The sequence below is a fragment of the Nocardiopsis sp. iso_40 genome, assembly GCF_056173285.1.
Genome location: NZ_CM149666.1, coordinates 1,195,242 through 1,210,636, shown reverse-complemented (window position 1 = coordinate 1,210,636; position 15,395 = coordinate 1,195,242). Strand labels below are relative to the sequence as shown.

The 15,395-nt window shown below is 69.4% G+C and carries 16 protein-coding genes; 8 read left to right on the top strand and 8 right to left on the bottom strand.

The window, feature by feature from the left end:
* The first annotated feature begins 107 nt into the window (after positions 1–107).
* The 4 genes from AC0VYD_RS05345 (at position 108) to AC0VYD_RS05330 (ending at position 2,665) form a co-directional block, all read left to right on the top strand.
* Positions 108–698 (top strand): class I SAM-dependent methyltransferase, encoded by a 591-nt coding sequence (locus AC0VYD_RS05345; protein WP_475478848.1) that lies wholly within the window; start codon positions 108–110, stop codon positions 696–698.
* A 124-nt stretch (positions 699–822) separates the two neighbouring features.
* The gene (locus AC0VYD_RS05340; RefSeq protein WP_475478847.1) at positions 823–1,314 is read left to right on the top strand and encodes an N-acetyltransferase family protein; all 492 of its coding nucleotides are present in this window, start codon (positions 823–825) and stop codon (positions 1,312–1,314) included.
* A gap of 125 nt (positions 1,315–1,439) precedes the next feature.
* Positions 1,440–1,865, top strand: a complete 426-nt coding sequence (locus AC0VYD_RS05335; protein WP_452546857.1) for an ATP-binding protein — start codon at positions 1,440–1,442, stop codon at positions 1,863–1,865.
* Positions 1,866–1,906: 41 nt separating this feature from the next.
* Positions 1,907–2,665 carry an RNA polymerase sigma factor SigF gene (locus AC0VYD_RS05330; protein WP_014909463.1) on the top strand — a complete coding sequence of 253 codons (759 nt, stop codon included), beginning with the start codon at positions 1,907–1,909 and terminating at the stop codon, positions 2,663–2,665.
* A gap of 31 nt (positions 2,666–2,696) precedes the next feature.
* Here AC0VYD_RS05330 and AC0VYD_RS05325 read toward each other — a convergent pair whose 3' ends face one another.
* A complete protein-coding gene (locus AC0VYD_RS05325) occupies positions 2,697–3,095 on the bottom strand; it encodes a hypothetical protein (protein ID WP_475478846.1) in 399 nt (132 codons plus the stop codon).
* A 111-nt stretch (positions 3,096–3,206) separates the two neighbouring features.
* Between AC0VYD_RS05325 and AC0VYD_RS05320 the strand changes: the two genes are divergently transcribed.
* On the top strand, positions 3,207–4,139 hold the full coding sequence (locus AC0VYD_RS05320; protein WP_475478845.1) for a diacylglycerol/lipid kinase family protein: 933 nt from the start codon (positions 3,207–3,209) through the stop codon (positions 4,137–4,139).
* Between the two features lie 285 nt (positions 4,140–4,424).
* Positions 4,425–4,679, top strand: coding sequence for a WhiB family transcriptional regulator (locus AC0VYD_RS05315; protein ID WP_191268310.1), 255 nt, complete (start codon positions 4,425–4,427; stop codon positions 4,677–4,679).
* Positions 4,680–4,855: 176 nt separating this feature from the next.
* Here the strand turns inward: AC0VYD_RS05315 and AC0VYD_RS05310 are convergent, their stop codons facing one another.
* On the bottom strand, positions 4,856–6,400 hold the full coding sequence (locus AC0VYD_RS05310; RefSeq protein ID WP_475478844.1) for a sensor histidine kinase: 1,545 nt from the start codon (positions 6,398–6,400) through the stop codon (positions 4,856–4,858).
* Positions 6,401–6,544: 144 nt separating this feature from the next.
* Here AC0VYD_RS05310 and AC0VYD_RS05305 point away from each other — a divergent pair, with 144 nt between their 5' ends.
* Entirely contained in the window at positions 6,545–7,285 is a 741-nt protein-coding gene (locus AC0VYD_RS05305) for a GntR family transcriptional regulator (RefSeq protein ID WP_013154702.1), read from the top strand.
* 31 nt (positions 7,286–7,316) lie between these two features.
* On the opposite strand, the gene AC0VYD_RS05300 is transcribed toward AC0VYD_RS05305, so the two are convergent.
* From AC0VYD_RS05300 to AC0VYD_RS05285, 4 genes are all read right to left on the bottom strand, one after another.
* The gene (locus AC0VYD_RS05300) at positions 7,317–8,648 is read right to left on the bottom strand and encodes an HD-GYP domain-containing protein (RefSeq protein ID WP_475478843.1); all 1,332 of its coding nucleotides are present in this window, start codon (positions 8,646–8,648) and stop codon (positions 7,317–7,319) included.
* A complete protein-coding gene (locus tag AC0VYD_RS05295; protein WP_475480190.1) occupies positions 8,648–9,994 on the bottom strand; it encodes an HD-GYP domain-containing protein in 1,347 nt (448 codons plus the stop codon). Before AC0VYD_RS05295 ends, AC0VYD_RS05300 begins: the two co-directional genes overlap by 1 nt.
* An 820-nt stretch (positions 9,995–10,814) precedes the next feature.
* Entirely contained in the window at positions 10,815–11,126 is a 312-nt protein-coding gene (gene rsrA, locus AC0VYD_RS05290; RefSeq protein WP_475478842.1) for a mycothiol system anti-sigma-R factor, read from the bottom strand.
* Positions 11,123–11,797 (bottom strand): sigma-70 family RNA polymerase sigma factor, encoded by a 675-nt coding sequence (locus AC0VYD_RS05285; protein WP_473036415.1) that lies wholly within the window; start codon positions 11,795–11,797, stop codon positions 11,123–11,125. The genes rsrA and AC0VYD_RS05285 overlap by 4 nt, the downstream gene beginning before the upstream one ends.
* 358 nt (positions 11,798–12,155) lie before the next feature.
* Between AC0VYD_RS05285 and AC0VYD_RS05280 the strand changes: the two genes are divergently transcribed.
* On the top strand, positions 12,156–12,974 hold the full coding sequence (locus tag AC0VYD_RS05280) for a class I SAM-dependent methyltransferase (RefSeq protein WP_475478841.1): 819 nt from the start codon (positions 12,156–12,158) through the stop codon (positions 12,972–12,974).
* 70 nt (positions 12,975–13,044) lie between these two features.
* On the opposite strand, the gene AC0VYD_RS05275 is transcribed toward AC0VYD_RS05280, so the two are convergent.
* Both AC0VYD_RS05275 and thiC read right to left on the bottom strand, forming a co-directional pair.
* Positions 13,045–13,587: a hypothetical protein gene (locus tag AC0VYD_RS05275; protein WP_475478840.1), complete on the bottom strand. Its 543-nt coding sequence runs from the start codon at positions 13,585–13,587 to the stop codon at positions 13,045–13,047.
* A 105-nt stretch (positions 13,588–13,692) separates the two neighbouring features.
* Positions 13,693–15,360, bottom strand: a complete 1,668-nt coding sequence (gene thiC / locus AC0VYD_RS05270; RefSeq protein WP_475478839.1) for a phosphomethylpyrimidine synthase ThiC — start codon at positions 15,358–15,360, stop codon at positions 13,693–13,695.
* Positions 15,361–15,395: the final 35 nt, after the last annotated feature.

Sequence of the window (15,395 nt, the reverse complement as noted above, 5' to 3'; positions counted from 1 at the left end):
CCCGATGCCCTTGACCGGAGGGCCTCCCAACGCCAGAGTCATTTCCCAGGGGCACCCAGACGGTCTGGAGTGATCCGTGAATCAGGGCCTGGACCCCGGGGAGAGGCATGGACGCGCGTACGGAGAAGGCACGTCGGCTCTGGGAGCACCGGGCGGGCGGCTACGACACCGGGGTCCGTTACGAGCCGCCGGCGATCCTGCGGACCCGCGCTCTGCTCTGCGGCGGCGCCAGGGGGCGCACCCTGGAGGTGGCCGTGGGAACGGGACGGAACCTGGAGTACTACCCGCCCCAGGTGAAGCTGACCGGCCTGGACCTGAGCCCCGCCATGCTGGCCGGAGCCCGGGACAGGGCCGAGGAACAGGGCCGTCCGGTCTCCCTGGTGGAGGGCGACGCCCAACAGATGTCCTTCTCCGACCGCTCCTTCGACACCGTGGTGTGCGTGCTCGCCCTGTGCGCCATCCCCGACCAGGAGCGCGCGCTGGCGGAGATGCACCGGGTACTGGTACCCGGGGGGCGGCTGCTGCTGGTCGACCACATCGAGTACACCCGGTTCCCGTTCCGGCTGCGTGAACGCCTGCGCAAGCACCCGCGCAGACTGCCCCGGGCCGTGGCCGAGGAGGTCGGCTTCGAGGTGGGCCACCACGACCGCCTGCTCCTCGGACTGGTGGAGCGGTTGGTCGCGCACCGGCCGCGCTGAGCGGACCGGCGGGACGGCTCCCGCGGGACGACCGCCACGCGGGTCCCCGGTCCCCGCGAACCCCGCCCGTCCAGCACATACCCTGGAAACGACCGCAGCTTTGACCCGCGACCGAGGTGGACCGATGATCCGTCCCGCACGCCCCGACGACGTTCCCGAGATCCATCAGATGATCCGGGAACTCGCGGAGTACGAGAAGGAGCCCGAAGCGGTCGTCTCGACCGAGGAGGATCTGCACACCGCGCTGTTCGGACCGGACGCCTCCGTCTACGCGCACGTGGCGGAACACGCGGGCGGCAACGGCCCGCCCGCCCCCGCGGGGTTCGCCCTGTGGTTCCGCAACTACTCCACCTGGACCGGTCGGCACGGCATCCACCTGGAGGACCTGTACGTCCGCCCCGAACTACGCGGAAACGGCTACGGCCTGGCCCTGCTGAGGAACCTCGCCCGACTCTGCGTGGAACGCGGGTACACCCGGCTGGAGTGGTCGGTACTGGACTGGAACATGCCCGCGATCGAGTTCTACAAGTCCCTGGGTTCGACGTCCCTGGACGAGTGGACGGTCCGTCGCCTGGACGGCGACGCGCTGGCCGACCTGGGCTCCACAAAGGGCTGAGCCGGGCCGTTCGTCTCGTGTCCGCGCCTTGACGGACGGACACGATCCACCCTCCCTGCGTCAGTGGCAGGGTGAAACGAGATACATTGCTCTCAAGCGGCAACCTCGCCCCCCGAAGGAGGGACGTGACCGAAGAAACCGCTGTGCCCACGGCCGACGCCACCGGTGTACGCGACGCTGTCACCGTCAACATGCCCGCCGACAGCGCTTATCTGTCTGTCCTGCGCACGGCGACGGCAGGGCTGGCAGCACGGCTCGACTTCACCCTCGACGAGATCGAGGACCTGAGGATCGGGGTCGACGAGGCGTGCGCGATGCTCCTCTCCCAGGCGCTGCCGGGCACAGATCTGACCACGGAATTCGAACTCACCCCCGATGGGATGCGCATCTCCGTCTCGGTGCTGACCGCGGACGGACGCCTCCCCGCCCGGGACACCTTCGCCTGGACCGTCCTGTCCGCTCTCGCGGGGGATGTCGACGCGGGGGTCGGCCCGGACGATCGCGTCTACATCGTCCTGTACAAACGCCGCGGCACCCTGGAGCCGGCGTGAGCGAAAGGGGGCCCGCTCTGACAGCGAAGACCGAGCACGCGGTGCCCGACCGGGCGCGCGCGAGAGAGTTGTTCGAGCGCCTTAACGAACTCGACGCGGATTCGGCCGAGCGCCGGAGGATCCGGGACGAGCTGGTGGAACTCCACCTGCCCTTGGTGGAGTACCTGGCCCGGCGCTTCCGCAACCGCGGTGAGTGGCTGGACGATCTCACCCAGGTGGCCACGATCGGGCTCATCAAGTCCATCGACCGGTTCGACCTGGAGCGCGGGGTGGAGTTCTCCACCTACGCGACCCCGACGATCGTCGGTGAGATCAAGCGTCACTTCCGGGACAAGGGCTGGGCGGTACGGGTTCCCCGCCGCCTCCAGGAGCTGAAGCTCTCGCTGACCAAGGCCGTCAGCGACCTCTCGCAGCGGGAGGGGCGCTCCCCCACCGTGGCGGAACTGGCCCAGCACCTCCAGATGACCGAGGAGGAGGTGTTGGAGGGCCTGGAGTCCGCCAACGCCTACTCGACGGTTTCGTTGGACGCTCCCGACAGCGGTGACGAGGACGCCCCCGCGGTGGCCGACTCCCTGGGGATCGTCGACGAGTCGCTGGAGGGCGTCGAGTACCGCGAGTCGCTGAAACCTCTCCTGGAACAGCTACCGCCCCGGGAGAAGCGCATCCTGCTGCTGCGCTTCTTCGGGAACATGACCCAGTCGCAGATCGCCCAGGAGCTGGGGATCTCCCAGATGCACGTGTCGCGTCTGCTGGCGCGCACCCTGGCACAGTTGCGGCAGGCCCTCACCACGGACGACTGACCTGTTCCGTGGCCTTCGGCCGCGGTGCTGGCTACCGGCGACCCTCTTCGGGCCCGGGGAACAGCACCGCGGTCGTCGGCGGGGCCAGGACCGCGGCCGCGGCGACGACGGCCGTGCCGAGCATGAGGGCGCCGAACAGGTACTGCTCCCCCGTGAACATGTAGTACGCCACCACGGCCATGAAGAGCTGGGTGACCACCACCGGGGTGCGGGCCCAGTCGCGCAACTGCCACAGCCCGCGCGCGACGAAGACCAGCAACGCGCCGACCCCGACGCCGATCAGGGTGAGCGGGACGGCGGAGGTGACCGGGTCGCCGGCCCGGCCGGTGACCGCGGTGTAGAGGCTGTAGAGGCCGCCGGCCGCCGCGGCCAGCCCGACCAGGGCCTCCAGTGCGGCGGCGACGACGAGGGTGATGGGACGCGAGGACACCCGAAGAGCCTATACGCGCCCCGGGGCTCCCCCCTCCCCGCCCCCGCCCCGCTCCGGACCGCGGAGATCCGCTACACCCCCCGCGAGGTGCCCACCGCCTAGACTGGCCGGGTGCGAGCCCTATTCATCGTGAACCCCCATGCGACCACGACCACCTCGCGCACCCGCGAGGTGATCCTGGGCGCCCTGGCGTCCGAGCTGGACGTCACCGCCGTCGAGACCGCCTACCGCGACCACGCCCGTGAACTGGCCGCGACGGCCGCGGCCGAAGGCTACGGACTCGTGTTGAGCCTGGGCGGCGACGGCACCGTCAACGAGGTCGTCAACGGCCTCCTCGCCACCCCGCAGGAGCTGACCCGCCCCCGCTACGCCGTGATCCCCGGGGGCAGCGCCAACGTGTTCATCCGTGCTCTGGGCGTCCCCGGCGACCCGATCGAGGCCACCGGCGCGGTGCTGGAGGCGATCCGGGCGGGGCGCGAGAAGGAGATCGGGCTGGGCCGGATCACCGGCGACCAGGACGACCGGTACTTCACGTTCTGTGCCGGATTCGGTTGGGACGCCGACGTGGTGCAACAGGTGGAACACGAACGCGGCAACGGCAGGAAGGCCACTCCGGCCCTCTACGCGGAAGCCGCGGTAAAGCTGTTCTTCCAAGGGGATATACGCGATCCGTCACTCAGCGTGTCCGGTGGTGGAAGGTCCCTGGACCATGTCTATTTCGCACTGGTCACGAACACCACTCCGTGGACGTACGCGGGAGCGCTACCGCTTCAACCGACCCCGGACTCCCGTTTCGAGCTCGGCCTGGACGCTTTCGCGCTGACCCAGTCCTCACACGCGCTGACTGGTTGGGTTCTTTCCCAGATGTTCTTCCCCAAGGGTCTTCCCGCACGCGGGGACGGCTACGTGACCTGGCACGACCAGCCGGAGCTCCGGATCTCGTCAAGCCATCCGAGAGCCTTCCAAATCGACGGTGAATACCTGGGAGAGCGCAAACAGGTCAACTTCCACTCGGTACCGAAGGCATTACGAATCTTCTGTTAATTACCGGGAAAGCAGCCATTCACGACCACTGTGACGCACCCGACACGCCGAACAGGACCTTCGGCCTCGGGAGCTCTTGCATGGCCCCCGCGATCCTGTCACGCTCAAGTTATCGCCGCGAGTTACGGGCGAGTTAATTTGGGCGCTTCCCACGTGGCCGTGGGGTGAAACCTCAACTACCTCGGCCTGGACGCCCCCCGGTGGTCCCCATCCACCGGGCGCCCTTGCACATTCCGATCGTGAAAAGCTTCACAAATGATCGCCTCACTGTGAGGAGTGGACCGCATGGACTGGCGCCATGACGCAGCCTGCCGTGACGAAGACCCCGAACTCTTCTTCCCCATCGGCAACTACGGCCCCGCACTGATCCAGATCGAGGAGGCCAAGGCAGTCTGCCAGCGCTGCCCGGTCAGTTCCGCCTGCCTGAAGTGGGCGCTGGAAAGCGGCCAGGACGGCGGGGTCTGGGGAGGGACCTCCGAGGAGGAGCGGCGTCGCATCAAGCGCCGCGGCTCCGCACTGCGGCCCATGGTCCGCAGCTGATCCTCCCGCTCCGTCGCCGACGGACACCACGCGAGAACCGTCCCGGTACGCCCCGGAGCGCAACGGTGCCTCCGGGCACCGCGTGGCGGTGATGCCCACCGACCCCCCGCTTGGCGCGGCGGGGGCCGGCACACGGCCGTGCGGGCGCGGTCCCGCCGCCGTGCGGACGCGGTCGGCTAGGGAGCCTCCCTCTCCTCGTGTTCCAGAGGCAGGCTGATCGCCACCTCCGTACCGCCGCTCTCCTTTGGCTTGATCGCCAGAGTCCCCCCGAGCTCGCCCACGATCAGGGTTCGCACGATCTGCAGACCCAGGCTCGTGGTCCCCTCCAGGTCGAAGTCCTCCGGGAGGCCGCCCCCGTCGTCGGAGACGGCCAGTTCCAGGCTGCTCGTGCCCGGGAAGCCCGGACCCGCGTCGAACCGGTGCACCCTCACCTCGATCAGCCCCGGCCCCTGCCCCAGCCCGTGCTCCACCGCGTTCTGCACCAGTTCGGCCAGAACCATCGACAGCGGTGTGGCCACCAACGCGTTCAACAGCCCGAAGTGCCCGTCGCGCCGGGGCACCACCGTGCTGCCCGTGGACGACACCTCCGCCGCCATCTGCATGACCCGGTCGGCGATGTCGTCGAAGTCCACGACCTCGTCCGGGGTGTGCGAGAGCATCTCGTGCACGATCGCGATCGAACCCACCCGGCCGACCGCCTCGTCCAGGGCCGCCCGCGCCTCGGGGATGTCCAGGCGCCGCGACTGCAGGCGCAGCAGCGCCGCCACCGTCTGGAGGTTGTTCTTCACCCGGTGGTGGATCTCCCGGATGGTCGCGTCCTTGGTCATGAGCTCGCGCTCGCGCCGCCGGAGCTCGGTGACGTCGCGGACCATCACCAGGGCGCCGATCCGTACACCGTCGATGACCAGGGGTATGGACCTCAGCTGGACGGTGACCCCGCGTGCCTCGACCTCGGCCTCCTGCGGGGCGCGCCCGCTCGCGGTGTAGGTCAGGTTCTCGTCGCGGGCCTCGCCCTGGACGGCCAGCTCCAGCGTGGTCCGGTCCAGGCGCGCGCCGACCAGGTCCGCGGTCAGCCCCAGGCGCCGGTAGGCGGAGAGGGCGTTCGGGCTGGCGTAGACCACCTCGCCGTTCTGGTCCAGCCGGAGCAGACCGTCGCCCACCCTCGGGGAGCGGACCATGAGCGGCCCCTGGTCGCTGAACGGGAAGGCGCCCTCGGCGATCATCTGGGCGAGGTCGCCCGCGCTCTGGAGGTAGGTGAGCTCCAGACGGCTCGGTGTGCGCGCCGAGCTCAGGTTGGTGCTCCGCTGGATGACGGCGATGAGGTTGCCCGCACGGCGGACCGGAATGGTCTCCTCCCGCACCGGTACGCCGCCCGACCAGTCGGGGTCGCCGTCCCGGCAGATCCGGCCCTCGGTCCAGGCCCGGTCTATGAGTGCGCGGCGGCCGACCACCCTGGGGCCGGAACGGGACGTGACATCGGTCATGTCGTCCCTGAGCACCGTCTCGACCAGGTCGTCCTGGAACGCGGTGGGTCCGGTGGTGGGACGCATCTGCGCGATGGCGACCCAGCCGTCGTCCCCGCGTAGGCGCACCCACAGCACGAGGTCCGCGAAGGAGAGGTCGGCCAGGAGCTGCCAGTCGGAGACCAGGGAGTGGATCCACTCCAGGTCCGCCTGCTTGAGTGACGTGTGACGGCGAATGAGGTCGCTGAGGTGAGGCACTCACAAATCATCCCATGGAGCCGTGCATACTCAAGAGACACGCACTCGACCAGTGGTCCACACCAATCGGCGGCCGAAGGGCAGCCGGACCGGCCACTTCCGGGCGGGGTGTGGGACAAGCGCGGGACGCGGCGGAGGAGACTGATGACTGGGCAGCGCACACTGGACGGCAACCCCCGGGTGCCGAAGTACTACCAGGTCAAGAAGCAGCTGCTGGAGCTGATCGAGGCGATGCCGGCCGGGAACCCGGTCCCGCCGGAGCGTGCTCTGGCCACCCAGTTCGGCACCTCGCGCACCACGGTGCGCCAGGCCCTGACCGAGATGGTCGTGGAGGGGCGGCTGCTGCGCATCCAGGGCAAGGGGACGTTCGTCGCCAAGCCGAAGGTCGCCCAGGTCCTCCAGCTGACCAGTTACACGCAGGAGATGCGGGCGCACGGCCTGCACCCTGCCACGCGCATCCTGGACGTCAGCTACATCAACGCCGACGACCAGCTCGCCGAGCTGCTGGCGATCCGTTCCGGCGGCCGCGTGCTGCGGATCGAGCGGCTCCGCCTCGCCAACGGCGAACCCATGGCCGTGGAAACGGCCCACCTGGCCGCGAGGCGCTTCCCCGGACTCCGTAGGCAGCTCGACCGCTACGCGTCGCTCTACGAGGCTCTGGCGAGCGCCTACGACGTCTCCCTCGCGGAGGCGGAGGCTTCGATCGAGACGGTGCTGGCCACCCCGAACGAGGCGCGGCTGCTGGGGGTGGACGTGGGACTGCCCCTGGTCCTGCACTGCCAGCACAGCTTCGACGGCGACGGCCACCCGGTGGAGTGGGTCCGCTCGCTCTACCGCGGCGACAGGTACAAGTTCGTCACCCGCCTGCGCCCGCCCCGGGACTGACCCCCGGCCGCTCCCCCGGGCGGCGTCCCGGTCAGCGGGCGAGCACGCTGGCCAGGGCGTCCACCACGCGGGGGTCGTACTCGCTGTCGGTGTCCATGCGCAGGCGCTCGACGACGGCGGCCCTGCGTTCGGCGTCGCCGTTCTCGCCGACCAGATCGTCGAAGGCGTTGGCGACCTTGATGATCCGGCTGCCCAGCGGGGGCACCCCCTCGTCGCCGTCCCCCGCCAGGGGCTCGCACTGGCGGCGGACCATCTCCGCGACGTTGTCCAGCACCCCGGTCTCCCGGATGATCGCCGATCCCAGTTCCGCTATCCGGCGCTGTTCCCTGGGCGAGGCCAGTACGGTCGCCCCGCCCGCGATGGGCTCGCGGAGCGAGAGCTGGCCGATGTCGTGCATCAGGGCCGCGTACTCCAGTTCCAGCAGCTCCGCCTCGGCCAGGCCCAGTTCGCAGGCGATCCCGTGCGAGAGCTGGCTGACCCGGCGCGAGTGCCCGTTCTCCACGTAACCGCCCACCTCGGTGACGCGGGACAGCGCCCGGACCGTCTCCAGATAGGTGCGGCGGACCTCGGAGTGCCTGCGGAAGGCCACCTGGGAGACCAGGAGCGGGGCGGTGAACACCAACAGGCCCACCAGGCCCGTCACCGTACAGGCCAGCGCGATGAGCACGCCGCTGGAAGCGATGGCCCCGCCCGTGGCGACCTGCGCCAGGGTCTCGTCGCGCATCGCCACCCGCAGCCGGGTGCGGAGCCGCTCGGCACGCAGCACCGCGGAGACCGCCACGTCCAGCACCCAGGCCGCCGCGACCAGAGCCGTCATGAGCAGGGCGACGGTGACCGAGGGTCCGGTCAACGACAGCGACTCCACCAGCGGCCGGAACGCCGCGGCGAGCAGGAGTGCCGTGAGCACCCTGCGCGCGACGTCCTCCAGCCGGGGGCTGCGCCCCACCGCCACGTGCGGCAGTTCGCCCAGGGCCACCCCCAGGGCGACCACCGCCGTCACCTGCCAGGCGGTGTGCTGTACCGGCTCCCCGCCCAGGCTGGGCAGGAACGCGTAGGCGATCGCCCCGGCCAGGGCGATCGGGGCGGACTCCCGGTGACCGGGCAGCGTGATCCTGGCCAGCTCGCCGCCGGCGATCACCAGGCAGAAGGCCAGCGCCACGAAGGGGTCGGCGAACCCGGTGGCGGCCGTGGACACCAGTGCCGCCAGGGCGGCAGCGCCCACCCCGCCGACCAGGACGGCCCGGAAGGGCCGCGGGGTGCGCCAGAGCGGCTCACCCGAACGCTGGTGGCTGAGCGCGCCGCCCTCCGGTCCACCGGATCCGGGACCGGCCGGGACCGGGCTGTCCGGCTGCTTCTGCGTCATCACCGGTCCTGACCACCCGTCACCGCTCCGGCCGATGTGGACTCCGCCACCGGCACCGTCCTCCCCGGCTCCGCGGGGGCGGGCACCGGAGCGCTCGGACCGCCGGGCTCGGGGTCCTTGGTCGCACAGTAACGCCCGCCGGGCGGCTCGGCGATGTCCGGGGTCTGCCATCCCTCGCGGGAGACGGCCCGGACCAGGGCCTCGACCATCCTCGGGTCGAACTGGCTTCCCGCGCAGCGCCGGAGTTCGGCGATGGCGGCCTCGACCGACCAGGCCCTGCGGTAGGACCGTGTGGAGGTCAGGCAGTCGAAGACGTCGGCCACGCTGATGATCCGGGCCGACTCGGGGATCTCCATTCCGAGCAGCCCCATCGGGTAACCGCGTCCGTCGAGGCGTTCGTGGTGGTGCCGGATCCCCGCCAGCGCCTCGTCGAGGAAGCTGATCTCACGAACGATCTCGTAACCGCGCGTGGGGTGCAGCTTGATCGCGGCGTACTCGTCGTCGGTGAGCTTCCCGTTCTTCTGCAGAACCTTGGTGGGCACACCGAGTTTGCCGATGTCGTGCAGCATGCCCGCGTACCGGATCTTCTGCACCCGTTCGGCGGGCATCCCCAGCTCCGCGGCGATCATTGCGGAGCCCTCGGCCACCCGCATGCAGTGGCCCCGGGTGTAGTAGTCCTTGGTCTCCACCGCCTGGCACAGGGTGGCCAGGGTGGCCTCGTGCGCCCGGGCCTCGGCGGTCTGCTGGCCGAAGACCCACCTGGCGATGAACAGCGGTATCAGGACCAGGAGCGGAGCGATGATCCCCACCGCCCCCCAGATCGCCGCGATCGCCAGGCCGAGCATCTGGTAGCCGACGGAGGTGACCTCCAGGACGATCAGCGGACGCCAGCGCACGGGCCCGGGCCCGGCGGGCCGGGTGACGCCCAGGCACCACATCAGAGCGCCGATGAGCACCGAGTTGAGCAGTGTGTGCGTCAGGACCGCGGCGACGTACGGGAGCACGATGCCGGGGAAGTCCGACTGACCCGGCACTCCGACGGTGCCACCGAGCAGGAGATAGACGTGTCCGGCCGTGTAGGCCGCCAGTGCGAACTGTGCTCCGTTGAAGGCCCGTTTGACCGGGCCCTGTCTGCGTACCGCCAGACAGGAGGAGAAACCGACCACCGCGGCGCCGACCGGCCCCACCAGGACGACGGCGGCGAGAGACACCGCCGAACTCGGTGAGATTCCGGCTTCCTTGACGTCGACGACGACGTGCGTGCTTATCGACTCCGCGACGACGAAGAGAACCGCGATGAGCACCAGGGTCCCCAGATCGATACCCGTGTAAGGACCGATGAGCACGATGGCGACAGCACTGACAACGATGATTCCGACGTAGACACGCGCGCCCCAAGGAAGAGCCCGCACCCCCGTTCACCCCCCGCCGACGACGACCGGACTGTCATGGTTTCACCGGTTCTGTTCTACCACCAAGACCACCCGGTAAAAGTGGAAGCCATCAAAACAGCAGCCATCATGGCACCGAACATGCTGACGAACATCGTTGTCCCCTTCTCCCCACGGCGGCGGCCCCCTCATCCACCGAGCACGCCGCGCAAATTACCTCATTCGTTGGATAAGGAGTCCAGTTTAACGGGCCATGGCACCTTCCTGATTACCCCCAACCCGAACCGGGGCCACCCCGGACACCCACAGGGGGACCAAGTTCCGAAGCGTGGAATTACTAATTCAATTAGCAATTGAACACCACTACTGAGAGTTACAAGACCCTACAAAGCACCCCCCGGAAATCCCCCTCCCTTCGGGCGATCTCGCAACACCTCACCCTGACAGCCATCAGTCATGACTACTGTTAGTTACCAATCGAAACGGGCGCAGCGCAGGACGAGGAAATTTATTCCGACTCGGTCACGGCCGAAAACCGATTCCCGCGACCGGGCGTGTCGAACCCGCAGAGAACCACCCACGGGGCACCCCGATGACCAAAACCCCCGTAACGAAGGAGAGCAACCGCTCCCTTTGCACAAAACCACACAAATAGACTATAAGACAGCAGATCAGAACAACATTCCCCGAGCACGCAAAAAGTGGCGAGAGCTGGAATGCCAGCTCCCGCCACCCTGTTTCGACCCGCCCCGGCGGCCCGCCTCTCAGCCGGAGCTCAGGCGGGCGTCCCGGGGGACTGGGCCCTGGCCTCACGGGCCAACTGCTCGTTACGCGCCTCAGCCAGGCGCCCGAGGACCTTGTCGCGCAGGTCCAACGGGACCGGATCGCAACCGCAGTGCTTGGCGACGAGCTTCTTCACGGCCTCCTCCAGGCCGTACTCGTCCAGGCACGGGCTGCATCCGTCCAGGTGCTCCCTGACCTCCGCGCAGTTGCCCTCCTCAAGCTCACCGTCGATGTAGGTGTAGAGCTTGCCGAGCACCTCGCTGCACGGGGTGTCCGTCTCCGCGTTGTCGTGGCCGCCGCTCATCGCAGATCTCCTCGATCCGACCCACTCACCTGTGCCCGGCCTCCGGCCGGGGTTGCCGAAGCGACGGCCCCGGCGGTCTCGGCCGCTCTCTCCGCGGGGAGGAAACCGCGGTCCACCGCGTACTCCTCCAGGTGGGAACGCAGCTGGCGCCGGCCCCGGTGGAGGCGGGACATCACCGTTCCGATCGGGGTGCCCATGATCTCGGCGACCTCCTTGTACGCGAAGCCCTCGACGTCGGCGAGGTACACCGCGATCCGGAAGTCCTCGGGCAACTCCTGCAGGGCACGCTTGACGTCGCTGTCGGGGAGGTGTTCGAGCGCCTCCGCCTCGGCCGACTTCAGGCCCGCCGCGGTGTGCGAGGCGGCCTGCGCCAACTGCCAGTCCTCGACGTCCTCGGTCCCGGCCTGCTTCGGCTCCCGCTGTTTCTTGCGGTAGGAGTTGATGAAGGTGTTCGTGAGGATGCGGTACAACCACGCCTTGAGGTTGGTCCCCGCCTTGAACTGGTGGAAGGAACCGAACGCCTTGGCGAAGGTCTCCTGGACCAGATCCTCGGCGTCGGCGGGGTTGCGGGTCATACGCAGTGCCGCCGAGTAGAGCTGGTCGAGGAAGGGGAGCACGTCCCTCTCGAACCGCTCGTCCCGTTCCTCGGCTGTCTCCTGGCTCTGATCCAAGCCCTTCGGCCTCCTCGCGCTGGTCCCTGGTGGGGCGTCCATATCCCAACGATACGGCCCCACGGCCAGGACCTGCGCACCGGTGTCGCGTGGCGTCGACACCGCTTCCCCGCGCTCAAGGCACGCTCCGGCGGTCGGCATGCTCCGAACCCAGCCCCTTCCCTGTCCTCGTGTCGCGAACACCCTCCGGGCATCTGCTCCTCGGACGGTGCTGGTGACAACAACGTCCTCCCCGAGCTGATTCCGCCCGCACCGGGGACCAAAGCCCCCTCCGCGGCCGAACTTTGTCGTTTGGCCCGGTCGGTGAAGGTGAGGCATGGCAGAGTGCGGGTAGAAACCTTTGAAGGATGGGAGAGGAGTGCACGTGCGACCGTCCCCGACTCCGGCCTCCGACCGCCCCCGATCGCCCGCGGCGCAGTTCGCCACCACCGACCGACTCTCGGACTACTGGCGGTTCTACTGGGCGGTCGCGGAGGCGCAGATCAGCCGGTGGCTCCCGGCCTCGCCCTCCCGCCTGCTCGACCTGTCCAGCCCCGACTTCCACGGGACGCCCCGCGCCGTGGCCGCCGGACACGACGTCGTCACCCTGCTGCCCTCCGCGGACATGGCGATGCGCCCCCTCACCCTGGTGAACGGGCGGGCCACGGTCCCGCCTCCCGCCAGCAGGGGGAGGCTGCGCCACGTCGTCGGCGACTCCGCCTTCCTGCGCAGCTTCGCGCCCGGCTCCTTCGACGGGGTGATCGCCGACAACCGGGTGTTCTCCCGCCAGCTGGCGACCGAGTCGTCGATGGCCGAGGTAGCGCGGGTCCTGCGTCCGGGCGGCCGGATCCTGGTCTGCGTGGACTCGGTGGTGCTGGGCATGGCGCTGCTGGCGGAACAGGACTACTGGCCCGAACTGAGCCACGCCCCCAGCGCGGACGTGCTCCTCGTCCCCTGGCCGGACGGCTCCATCACCCGTTGCTTCACCGCCGAACAGCTCACCGAGATGGTCACCGAGGCCGGGCTCGAACTGGAGTGGATCAAGCCGCGTACGGTGCTGTCGGCCTCCACCGTGGAGATGATGCTGGCCCGCGACCCCCGCTCGATGGCGCGGCTGGTGGAGATGGAACTGCACGCGGCCGACTCCGACGACTACGTCGGGGTCCACCTGGTGGCCAGCGCCCACAAGCCGCGCTGAACCCCGCCCCCCCCGCCTGCGCGCGGTGGAGGACGACGGCACCGCGGCCAGGGGTGGCGGGGGCCTCTGTTCACATCCCGGCGCGGAGGAGGGCCGCGGCGGCGGGCAGGGCGGCCAGCAGCAGGACGGGGCCCGCACCCGTGCCGGTGGTGAAGCTGGGAGCCAGGTCCTGGCGGTGGGCCCAGCGAACCGCGAGGAAGGGCCACACGGTCAGCCACGCGCCCAGTACGTACAGCACCGGGTTGGCCAGCACGGGGGCCAGCGGGAAGAAGTGCACCCCCACCACGAGGCAGACCCACGGGGCGAAGTAGTCGCTGCGGCCCAGGGCCAGCAGCACGAGCACACCGAGCAGCGCCAGGCCGAACTCGACCCCGAGGATGATCAGGTACAGGTTCACGTCCGGGTCCCCGGCCAGGACCGAACCGCCGTTCCAGTGCTGCCAGGCCAGCAGTCCGCCGGCCACGGCGACCAGGGTTCCCAGTGACGAGCCCGCGCCCAGCAACCACCTGGCGGCGCCCGCCGGCGGGCGTTCCTGGGCCCAGCCGAACCACGCGGCGGAAAAGAAACCGAAGACGGCCAGGGTCATGGCGGCGTCACGGAGGAGGAAATCCATACGGACCTCTCTTGAGGGGGAAACCCACCCTGGCACGGGTCCCGGGGGATCCGGCACCCGGGGGACCGGTGCCCGCGGGCCCGCGGGCACCGGTCCCCCCTCCGATCAGTCAGCCAGGGGCAGGTAGACGCGGTTTCCGCCCTCGGCGAACTCCGCGGACTTGTCGGCCATGCCCTTCTCGATCGCCTCGACGGTGTCCAGGCCGTTCTCCTCGGCGTACCTGCGCACGTCCTGGGAGATCTTCATCGAGCAGAACTTGGGCCCGCACATGGAGCAGAAGTGCGCGGTCTTGGCGGGTTCGGCGGGGAGGGTCTCGTCGTGGAAGGACTGGGCGGTCTCGGGGTCCAACGACAGGTGGAACTGGTCCTGCCAGCGGAACTCGAAGCGCGCCTTGGACAGCTCGTCGTCCCAGGCCTGCGCCCCGGGGTGCCCCTTGGCGACGTCGGCGGCGTGGGCGGCGAGCTTGTAGGTGATGACGCCGGTCTTGACGTCGTCCCGGTTGGGCAGGCCCAGGTGCTCCTTGGGGGTGACGTAGCAGAGCATCGCGGTGCCGTACCAGCCGATCTGGGCGGCACCGATCGCGGAGGTGATGTGGTCGTACCCGGGGGCGACGTCCGTGGCCAGGGGGCCGAGCGTGTAGAACGGCGCCTCGCCGCACAGTTCCTCCTCCAGGCGCACGTTCTCCTTGATCTTGTCCATCGGCACGTGGCCGGGGCCCTCGATCATCACCTGTACGTCGTGGGAGCGGGCGATGTGCGTGAGCTCCCCCAGGGTGCGCAGTTCGGCGAACTGGGCCTCGTCGTTGGCGTCGGCGATGGAACCGGGCCGCAGGCCGTCCCCGAGGGAGAAGGTGATGTCGTACCGGCGGAAGATCTCGCAGAGTTCCTCGTAGTGGGTGTAGAGGAAGCTCTCCCGGTGGTGGGCCAGGCACCAGGCGGCCATGATGGAACCGCCGCGCGAGACGATCCCGGTGACGCGGCGGGCGGCCAGCGGCACGTACCGCAGCAGGACGCCCGCGTGGACGGTCATGTAGTCCACGCCCTGTTCGGCCTGTTCGATGATGGTCTCGCGGTAGATCTCCCAGCTGAGCCGGGTGGGGTCGCCGTCGACCTTCTCCAGTGCCTGGTAGATGGGGACCGTGCCGATGGGCACCGGGGAGTTGCGGATGATGCGTTCGCGGGTCTCGTGGATGCGCTTGCCGGTGGACAGGTCCATCACGGTGTCGCCGCCCCAGCGGGTGGCCCACACCATCTTCTCGACCTCCTCGGGCACCGAGGAGGTGACCGCGGAGTTGCCGATGTTGGCGTTGATCTTGACCAGGAAGTTCTTGCCGATGATGGTCGGTTCGGACTCGGGGTGGTTGCGGTTGACCGGGATGACCGCGCGGCCGATCGCCACCTCCTCGCGGACGAACTCGGGGTCCACGCCCTCGCGGGCGGCCACGAAACGCATCTCCGGAGTGGTGATCCCGGCCTTGGCGTAGGCCAGCTGGCTGACCGATCCGTTCACGGGGTCCAGGGCCCAGGCCTCACGGGTCCTGGGCAGGCCCCGGTGGACGTCGATGTCCGCGGTGTCGTCGGTGTACGGGCCAGAGGTGTCGTACAGATCGAAGTGGCTGCCGTTGCTGAGTTCCACCCGGCGTGCGGGGACGCGAAGCGTGAGACCTTCGGGGGTGTCGATCTCCCGGTGGACCTTCCGTGATCCCATGATGGGACCAGTGGTCACCCGGTGCTCGTCGGCGGTGGAAACCTCACGACCGTCAAGAGCCGTCATGGCATGCCTCCCTACGTCGGAATTACCCGAACAGG

Coding starts and splice junctions, on each gene's coding strand:
- AC0VYD_RS05345 (WP_475478848.1), top strand. CDS start 108: ATGGACGCGCGTACGGAGAAGGCACGTCGGCTCTGGGAGCACCGGGCG.
- AC0VYD_RS05340 (WP_475478847.1), top strand. CDS start 823: ATGATCCGTCCCGCACGCCCCGACGACGTTCCCGAGATCCATCAGATG.
- AC0VYD_RS05315 (WP_191268310.1), top strand. CDS start 4,425: ATGGACTGGCGCCATGACGCAGCCTGCCGTGACGAAGACCCCGAACTC.
- AC0VYD_RS05305 (WP_013154702.1), top strand. CDS start 6,545: ATGACTGGGCAGCGCACACTGGACGGCAACCCCCGGGTGCCGAAGTAC.
- AC0VYD_RS05300 (WP_475478843.1), bottom strand. CDS start 8,648: ATGACGCAGAAGCAGCCGGACAGCCCGGTCCCGGCCGGTCCCGGATCC.
- rsrA (WP_475478842.1), bottom strand. CDS start 11,126: ATGAGCGGCGGCCACGACAACGCGGAGACGGACACCCCGTGCAGCGAG.
- AC0VYD_RS05275 (WP_475478840.1), bottom strand. CDS start 13,587: ATGGATTTCCTCCTCCGTGACGCCGCCATGACCCTGGCCGTCTTCGGT.
- thiC (WP_475478839.1), bottom strand. CDS start 15,360: ATGACGGCTCTTGACGGTCGTGAGGTTTCCACCGCCGACGAGCACCGG.